This is a genomic window from Nocardia sp. NPDC060220 (genome assembly GCF_042727815.1).
Classification (GTDB): domain Bacteria; phylum Actinomycetota; class Actinomycetes; order Mycobacteriales; family Mycobacteriaceae; genus Nocardia.
This window is the reverse complement of record NZ_JBHWZY010001194.1, coordinates 1-1,636: the sequence shown is the minus strand read 5'-3', so window position 1 is coordinate 1,636 and position 1,636 is coordinate 1. Positions and strand designations below refer to the sequence as shown.

Here is a 1,636-nt window from a genome sequence, read left to right as displayed (position 1 = left end):
CTCGTAGAAGTATCGCTCGGTCAGTCCGGCCTGGCGGCAGAGGCCGCCGACGGTGAGTCGGGCCGAGCCCTGGGTGCCGACGATCTCCCTGGCGGCCTCCAGGAACGTGACCCGGCGCTGCGCGCGCCGCTGTTCGGCAGGCACACCCGCGTACGCACGATCCTTGACCATGCGCCGAGTCTGCCACAAAGCCTTGTCAGATTTCCAAATCTGCTGCATCCTGTTGTCAGATTCGAGCGAGGAGAGAGAATCATGACCGAGGCATTCATCTACGAGGCGATCCGCACGCCGCGTGGGCGTGGCAAGAAGACCGGCGCGCTGCACGGCGTCAAGCCGCTCGACCTGGTGGTCGGGCTCATCGACGAACTGAAGACCCGCCATCCCGGACTCGATCCGGCGGCGATCGATGACATCGTGCTCGGCGTCGTGTCGCCGGTCGGCGATCAGGGCGCCGATATCGCCAAGACCGCCGCCTTGGCGGCCGGGCTGCCCGACACCGTCGCCGGTGTGCAGCTCAACCGGTTCTGCGGCTCGGGCCTCGAAGCCGTCAACACCGCCGCCCAGAAGGTGCGGTCGGGCTGGGAGCAGCTCGTCATCGCCGGCGGCGTGGAGTCGATGTCGCGGGTTCCACTGGGCTCCGACGGTGGCGCGTGGGCGATGGACCCGGTCACCAACTACGACACTTACTTCGTGCCGCAGGGTGTCGGTGCGGACCTGATCGCCACGATCGAGGGTTTCACCCGTGAGGACGTCGACGCCTTCGCGGTGCGCTCGCAGCGCAAGGCCGCCGCGGCCTGGTCGGGTGGCTACTTCGCCAAATCCATTGTTCCAGTGCGTGATATCAACGGCGCGGTGCTGCTCGACCACGACGAGTTCATGCGCCCGGACACCACAGTGGAAAGCCTGGCCGGGCTGACCCCGTCGTTCGCGGCGATGGGGGAGATGGGCGGCTTCGACGCCGTCGCGATGCAGCGCTACCACCACGTCGAGAAGATCACCCACGTCCACCACGCCGGCAACTCCTCCGGCATCGTCGACGGTTCGGCGCTGGTACTCATCGGCAGTGAATCCGCCGGTGTCGCCGCGGGTCTCACGCCGCGCGCCCGTGTGGTCGCCTCCGCGGTGAGCGGCGCCGATTCCACGATCATGCTGACCGGCCCGGTCCCGGCGACCGAGAAGGTGCTGGCGCTGGCCGGGCTCACGGTCGACGACGTCGACCTGTTCGAACTCAACGAGGCCTTCGCCTCGGTGGTGCTCAACTTCCAGAAGAAGCTGAACATCCCCGACGAGAAGCTCAACGTCAACGGCGGCGCCATCGCCATGGGCCACCCGCTCGGCGCGACCGGGGCCATGATCACCGGAACCATGGTCGACGAGCTCGAGCGACGAGGAGCGCGCCGCGCGCTGATCACGCTGTGCATCGGCGGTGGCATGGGCATCGCCACCATCATCGAGCGCGTCTGAGCGTCGGACTCCGATACCGAAGGAACAACGAAAAGCAATGACTGACAACATGATTGCCTGGGAACTCGGCGCCGATCGGGTGCTCGTGCTCACGATGGACGACCCGAACCAGTCGACCAATACGATGACCGAGGCGTTCGCGCGCGACCTCACCGCGACCGTCGACCGCCTC

At 67.1% G+C, this 1,636-nt stretch carries 1 protein-coding gene; it reads left to right on the top strand.

What is annotated here, in order from left to right:
- Positions 1-249 precede the first annotated feature (249 nt).
- The gene (locus ACFWF3_RS35175; RefSeq protein ID WP_379318438.1) at positions 250-1,464 is read left to right on the top strand and encodes an acetyl-CoA C-acetyltransferase; all 1,215 of its coding nucleotides are present in this window, start codon (positions 250-252) and stop codon (positions 1,462-1,464) included.
- The last annotated feature ends 172 nt before the right edge of the window (positions 1,465-1,636 follow it).